The 6,913-nt window shown below is 71.0% G+C and carries 4 protein-coding genes; 2 read left to right on the forward strand and 2 right to left on the reverse strand.

The genetic code is table 11. The features are described 5' to 3' along the window. Positions 1–196: 196 nt before the first annotated feature. Both HY68_RS17945 and HY68_RS17950 read left to right on the forward strand, forming a co-directional pair. Complete coding sequence (locus tag HY68_RS17945; RefSeq protein ID WP_078863663.1) at positions 197–2,680, forward strand: PQQ-dependent sugar dehydrogenase; 2,484 nt, start codon at positions 197–199, stop codon at positions 2,678–2,680. Continuing rightward, positions 2,680–3,876 (forward strand): ThuA domain-containing protein, encoded by a 1,197-nt coding sequence (locus HY68_RS17950; RefSeq protein WP_041990079.1) that lies wholly within the window; start codon positions 2,680–2,682, stop codon positions 3,874–3,876. Before HY68_RS17945 ends, HY68_RS17950 begins: the two co-directional genes overlap by 1 nt. A 78-nt stretch (positions 3,877–3,954) precedes the next feature. Here HY68_RS17950 and HY68_RS17955 read toward each other — a convergent pair whose 3' ends face one another. Beyond that, positions 3,955–5,403: a GAF domain-containing protein gene (locus HY68_RS17955; RefSeq protein WP_041996439.1), complete on the reverse strand. Its 1,449-nt coding sequence runs from the start codon at positions 5,401–5,403 to the stop codon at positions 3,955–3,957. Between the two features lie 67 nt (positions 5,404–5,470). Continuing rightward, positions 5,471–6,514: a rod shape-determining protein gene (locus HY68_RS17960; protein WP_041990082.1), complete on the reverse strand. Its 1,044-nt coding sequence runs from the start codon at positions 6,512–6,514 to the stop codon at positions 5,471–5,473. Positions 6,515–6,913 lie beyond the last annotated feature (399 nt).

Below are 6,913 nucleotides of genomic sequence, written 5' to 3' on the forward strand. Positions count from 1 at the left end.
TCCAGCCGCAGTCACGCCCGTTAGAGATTTTGACACGACCTTGACAAATTAATTTCGTGTTGCCAGCATGCAATCGCTCACTGCGTTGACAGAGAACTCGACCCCACCCGAAATCCCTCTGTGACACACAAGCAAAGCGCGACGGCGCGCGCCTTGCCTGACACACCCCCCACCGCAGGGTCAGGAAGGAAGCTTCATGTCATCAAGTCCTCCAGCATGGTCCAGATTGGCGACGGCGCTCGTGCTCGCGCTCTCCGGCGGCATCGGGATCAGCACGGCGGCGACAGCGGCCCCCGCACCAGTGGCGAAGGCGGCTCCGGCGGCGAAGGCGGCACCGGCCGACATTCCGGCAGGCGACTACCAGCAGGTCCAACTCGCCTCCGGCGGCGCCGAACTGGGCGAGGCCATGTCCCTCGCCGTACTGCCCGACCGGGCGGTCGTGCACACGGCGCGTGACGGCACACTCCGGTACACGGACGCCGCGGGCAACACCAAGACCTCGGCCAAGCTGAACGTCTACACCCATGACGAGGAAGGTCTGCAGGGGGTCGCCGCCGACCCCGACTTCGCGACCAACCACTATTTGTACCTGTACTACTCGCCCAAGCTGACGACCCCGGACGGCGACGCCCCGGTGAACGGGAGCGCGGCCGACTTCGAGGCGTTCAAGGGCCACTTGAACCTCTCGCGGTTCGTCCTCAACACCGACGGCACCCTCGACACGGCCAGCGAGAAGGTCCTGCTCGAAGTGGCCAACGACCGTGGCCAGTGCTGCCACGTCGGCGGCGACATCGACTTCGACGCGCAGGGCAACCTGTACCTGTCGACCGGTGACGACACCAACCCGTTCGAGTCGCAGGGCTTCGCGCCGCTCGACGAGCGGACCGACCGCAACCCGCAGTTCGACGCCCAGCGCTCCGCGGGCAACACCAACGACCTGCGCGGCAAGGTCCTGCGGATCCACCCGACGGCCGACGGCGGCTACACCATCCCCGACGGCAACCTCTTCGCGCCCGGCACGGACAAGACCCGTCCCGAGATCTACGCGATGGGCTTCCGCAACCCCTTCCGGCTCGCGGTCGACAAGCCCACCGGCATCGTCTACGTGGGCGACTACGGCCCGGACTCCGGTGTCACGGACGCCAACAGGGGCCCCGGCGGTCAGGTCGAGTTCGACCGGATCACCTCGGCGGGCAACTTCGGCTGGCCGTACTGCACCGGTACGAACACCACGACCGAGTCGTACAACGCCTACACCTTCCCCGACGGCCCCTCGGGCGCCAAGGCGGACTGCGCGGGCGGCCCGGCCAACAACTCCCCCCACAACACCGGGCTCAACAAGCTCCCCGCGCCCAAGGCCGCCTGGATCAAGTACGGCGGTGACGAGGGCTCCCCGCCCGAGTTCGGCGGCGGCTCCGAGTCCCCGATGGGCGGCCCGGTCTACCACTTCGACGCCAACCTCAACTCGGACGTGAAGTTCCCCGAGTCGCTCGACGGCAAGTTCTTCGCCGGCGAGTACGGCCGCCAGTGGATCAAGGCCATCACGGTCAACGCCGACGGCAGCCCCGGCACCATCGACGACTTCCCGTGGACCGGCACCCAGGTCATGGACACCGCCTTCGGACCCGACGGCGCGCTCTACGTCCTCGACTACGGCACCGGCTCCGACAACCAGGCGCTCTACCGCGTCGAATACGTCGCCGGCACCAACCGCAGCCCGATCGCGAAGGCGGCGGTCGACAAGACCTCGGGCCAGGCGCCGCTTGAGGCGACGTTCTCCTCGGCCGGCAGCTCCGACCCGGAGAACGGGGCGCTCAGCTACTCGTGGGACTTCGGTGACGGCGCGACGTCCACGGACGCCAACCCCACCCACACGTACACCACGACGGGCACCTTCCAGCCCACCCTCACCGTCAAGGACCCGGAGGGTCTGTCCGGCACCGCCAGCCTGGTGGTGACGGTCGGCAACACCGCCCCGACGGTCAAGCTCAGCACCCCCACCAACGGACAGCTGTTCGCCTTCGGCGACACGGTCCCGTTCAAGGTCGAGGGCAGTGACCCCGAGGACGGCGCGATCGACTGCACCAAGGTCAAGGTCACGTACCTGCTCGGCCACGACAGCCACGAGCACCAGATCACCTCGGCCAACGGCTGCGAGGGCTCGCTGACCGTACCGACCGACGGTGAACACGACGCGGCGGCCAACCTGTACGGGGTCTTCGACGCCGAGTACACCGACGCGGGCGGCCTGACCTCGCACAGTGTCAGCAAGCTCCAGCCCAAGCACCGGCAGGCCGAGCACTACTCGACCCAGTCCGGCATCGAGGTGGCCAACCACGGCACAGCCGAGGGCGGCAGCACGGTCGGCTTCACCGACGACGGCGACTGGATCACCTTCACCCCGTACGAGCTGGACAAGGCCACCCAGCTCTCGGCCAGGGTCTCGTCCGCGGGCCCCGGCGGCACCATCGAGGTACGGGCGGGCTCCGCGACCGGCACCCTGCTGGGCACCGGGACCGTCACACCGACCGGTGACTGGGAGACCTTCGCCAACGTGACGGTCGACCTCAGCAACGCGCCGGCCGGCTCTACCGATCTGACCCTTGTCTTCAAGGGCCCGACGGGCCAGGGCAACCTGTTCGACCTGGACGCCTTCACCTTCACCACCGGAGGTGCCTGATGGAGCGTCAGACCACCAGCAGGCTGCGGAAGTTGTCGTGCGCCGTGGCCGTGGCCCTGGGGGCGGCCCTGCTGACCCCGGCAACGGCGGCGCAGGCCGACGACCCGTACCAGGTGCTCGTCTTCTCCAAGACCGCCGGCTTCCGGCACGACTCCATCCCGGCGGGCATCGCGGAGATCCAGGCACTCGGCGCCGACAACGGCTTCAGTGTCACGGCGACCGAGGACGCCACGGCGATCAGCACGGAGAACCTCGCGCAGTACGAGGCCGTGGTCTTCGTCAGCACGACGGGTGACTTCCTCGACGACACCCAGCAGAACGCGCTGTTCGGTTACGTCGACGGCGGCGGCGGATTCCTCGGGATCCACGCGGCTGCCGACGCCGAGTACGAGACCCCCGCGTACGAACAGCTCGTCGGGGCCTGGTTCTCCGGCCACCCGGCCATCCAGGCGGCCACGGTCCGCACCGAGGACCTGACCAACCCGGCCACCTCGCACTTCGAGCCGGCCTGGACCCACACCGACGAGCTGTACAACTACAAGACCGACCCCCGGCCGAACGTCCACGTGCTGCAGACTCTCGACGAGTCGAGCTACGAGGGCGGCACCATGGGCGCGGACCACCCCATCACGTGGTGCCACCCGCAGGGCGAGGGACGGTCGTTCTACACCGGGCTCGGCCACACCGTCGAGACGTACGCCGATCCCGACTTCCAGCAGCTGCTGCTCGGCGGGATCGAGTACGCGGCAGGCCAGGTCACCGCGGACTGCGCACCGCCCGTGGGCGGTGGCGGCGACGAACCCACCGCAGTGGAGGGGGAGTCGTACTCCTCGTCGTCCGGCGTCCAGCCGGCCGGACACGGCGGTGCCAGCGGCGGGCAGACCCTCGGCTACATCGAGAACGGTGACTGGGCCGGCTACGCCTCCGTGGAGACGGAGGGCGCGACGACCTTCACCGCGTCCGTCGCCTCCGCCGGCGCGGGCGGCACCATCGAGATCCGTTCGGGCTCGGCCACCGGCACCCTGCTGGGTTCCGTGGCCGTGCCGTCCACCGGCAGCTGGGACACCTTCAGCACCGTGTCCACGCAGCTGACCGGCACCGGCAGCGGACCGCTGTTCCTGAGCTTCACCGGCGGTGCGGGCTCCCTGTTCGACATCGACACCTTCACGCTGGGGGGTGCGACGGCAGCGCGCTGAACCGGCAGGTGAAGCCGGTCGTGTCATGACAGGTGGCGTTGCCCCCGTCCCCCAGCAGGGGCGGGGGCAACGCCACGTTCACAGCGGCGCCTGCCACGTCGTCGTCGTACCCCGCCCGCCGTCCTCGCGCCGCCCGTCGTCGGTGACGGTCAGCCGCACACCGGACCGGCCGTCCGGCAGCCGGGCGGCGGCGTCGACCTCCACATCGACCGCGGTCACCTCGCTGCGCCGGTGCGCCGCCGCCAGCGCGCCGCGCAGCGCGGCGAGCAGCTGCTCGCCGACCGGCTCCTCGACGACGGTGTCCACCGGGCCCGTGAACTGCACGGACGGCCGCAGCCCCAGCAGCACCCCGGCGCCGCCCGCCTCGCGCAGCACCTTCCCGCGCAGACTCGTCGGCGCGTCGGCGGGCGGCTGCTGGAGCGCGAAGATCGCCGTCCGTACCTCCTGGATGGTGGAGTCCAGCTCGTCGACGGCCCGCCCGAGCAGATCGCCGAGACCGGCCTCGGCGCGCCGTCTGGTCGACTCCAGCATCATCTCCGTGGCGAAGAGCCGCTGGACGACCAGATCGTGCAGATCGCGGGCGATCCGGTCGCGGTCCTCGTACACCGCCAGCTGCTCCCTGTTGTGCTGCGCGTCGGCGAGGACCAGCGCGAGCGCGGCCTGGGAGGCGAACTGCGAGGCGAGCAGCCGGTCGACGGCCGTGTACGGCCGGCCGCCGCGCACCCGTGGCAGGGCGAGCGTCCCGATCAGCTTGCCGCCGCTCTGCAGCGGCAGCATCATGCTCGGCCCGAACCGCACCCGCACCCGGGTGGTCATCCGCGGGTCCGAGGCCGAGTCGTCGATGAACACCGGCTCACCGCCGAGCAGTTGGCGCAGGACCGGTGAGCCGGGCTCGATGGAGGCGCCGATCATGCCGGCCGGGTCGTTCTCGGACGAGGCGGCGACGATCTCCATACCGCCCGCGTCGGTGGGCAGCAGGATCACCCCGGCGTCGGCGTCCGCGAGGGTACGGGCCGACTCGGCCACCGTCATCAGCGCGTCGGCCGCCGTCTCACCCGTGAGCAGCGCCGTCGTGACGGCCGCCGCCCCCTGGATCCACCGCTCCCGCTGGCGCGCCGTCCCGTACAGCCGGGCGTTGCCGATCGCGATGCCGGCCTGCGAGGCGAGCACCCGCAGCAGGACCTGGTCCTCCTCGGTGAACGGGCCCGTGCGCTTCTGCGTCAGACACAGCTGGCCGAACCGCTCGTCCTCCACCTGGATCGGTACGCCGAGATGGCCGCCGTCGCCGCCGTCCAGGCCGTCCCCGCCGGCCCCGTCGGGCAGCCGCCGGACCCGGCCGAACTCGGCGCGCTGCTCGTCGTCGAGACCGGCCGAGAACAGTTCGGTGAGCATGCCGTGCTCCGGCTCGACCACACCGAGCGCCGCGTACCGCGCCCCGAGCAGATCGGCCGCCGTGTCCACGATGTGCTGGAGGGTGGTGCGCAGTTCGAGATCGGTGCCGATGCCGAGCACGGCTTCGAGCAGCATGGGCAGCCGGGGCGCGACGGAGTCACCCGCCGCCCACCCCGGGTCCCCGTACTCGCACACAGCGCCGTCAGCGGACTTCGGACAGCGGGGCGAGGACCAGCGGCTGGATCTTGCCCTCCAGCATCGCGCCGAGACCGAGGACCGTGCAGATGTCGGGGCGCTCGGCGATGGCCACCGGCATGCCCGTCGCCTCCCGCAGCATCTGGTCGAGGCCGGGCAGCAGCGCGCTGCCGCCGACCATCATGATGCCGCTCTCCGCCAGATCGGCGACCAGATCGGGCGGGCAGTCGCGCAGCACCTTGCCGATGCCGTCGAGGACGGCGGTCAGCGGGGTGTAGATGGCGTCCCGCACGGCGGCCGTGTCGACGGTCACCGAACGTGCGATCCCGGTGGCCACGTCACGGCCGTGGATCTCGGTGGACGAGGGGCCGTCCTCCGACAGACCGTTGTTGCGCAGGGCCAGCTGGAGCGGGCGCACGGACTGGCTGGGCAGCATCAGCTCGTGGTGGTGGCGCAGGTACTGGATCACCGCGTGGTCGATGGCGTTGCCGCCGACCGGGATCCGCTGGGCCGTGACGATGGAGCCGAGCGACAACACGGCGACCTGCGTGGTCGCTGCCCCGCACACCATGATCATGGTGGCGGTCGGCTGCTCGACGGGCAGCCCGCAGCCCACGGCTGCCGCGATCAGCGTGTCGACCAGCTCGACCCGCCGGGCACCGAGCCCGACCAGCGTCTCCACGGCGGCACGCTGCGCCAGCGGGTCGCTGTCGTGCGGCGTGGAGGCGGCGGCCCGCAGCCGGGGCTTGCGGCGCAGCTGGCGGCGGAGCTTGTCGCCGATGAGATGGCGCAGCATCCGCTGCGCCATGTCGATGTCGACGACGGTGCCACCGGTGACCGGGCGTGCGACGCGGATGTAGTCGGGGGTGCGGCCCGTCATCTGTTCGGCGAGCGCGCCGACGGCGATGAGCGCGCCGGTGCGGGTGTTGACGGCGGCGCAGCTCGGCTCGTCGACGACGAGCCCGGCTCCCTTCACAAAGACCCGGGTTCTGGCGGCCCCCAGGTCGACGGCGATATGGCAACGTCGCAACTGCTCAAGACTGACGGTCACGGCAGGTTCTCCCGAGAGCGCTGAAAGTGGTCCACCGGCGGCCGCCGGCCCTGTTGGCATCGTCCGCCCGCGAGGGCCCCGGCGCGCGCTGGGCTGAGCCGGTCGGGGGAGGGCGGCGGGAGTGCGGAGCTGACGGGCCGCCAGATGGGGCGTGGCCGGCCTTGATCCAGGCCCTGTCCGGTCGATCTTCGCGGGCCCGCGACGCCTGGCACGGCACCTCGCCGCGTTGTCGGCCCGATCCCCGTACAACCAGTACGGGGATGGTCCTCCGCCTTGCGACGCACCGCACCGGACGCCGCGGGCTGATCCGCGAAGACCGACCGGACACGACCTAGGGCCTCTCGTTCGGATCTTGCCGGGCTCGCGGGCGCTGATGCCGCGCCTCGCGGCGTTGTCGTC

This window comes from Streptomyces sp. AcH 505 (assembly GCF_000818175.1).
GTDB lineage: Bacteria > Actinomycetota > Actinomycetes > Streptomycetales > Streptomycetaceae > Streptomyces.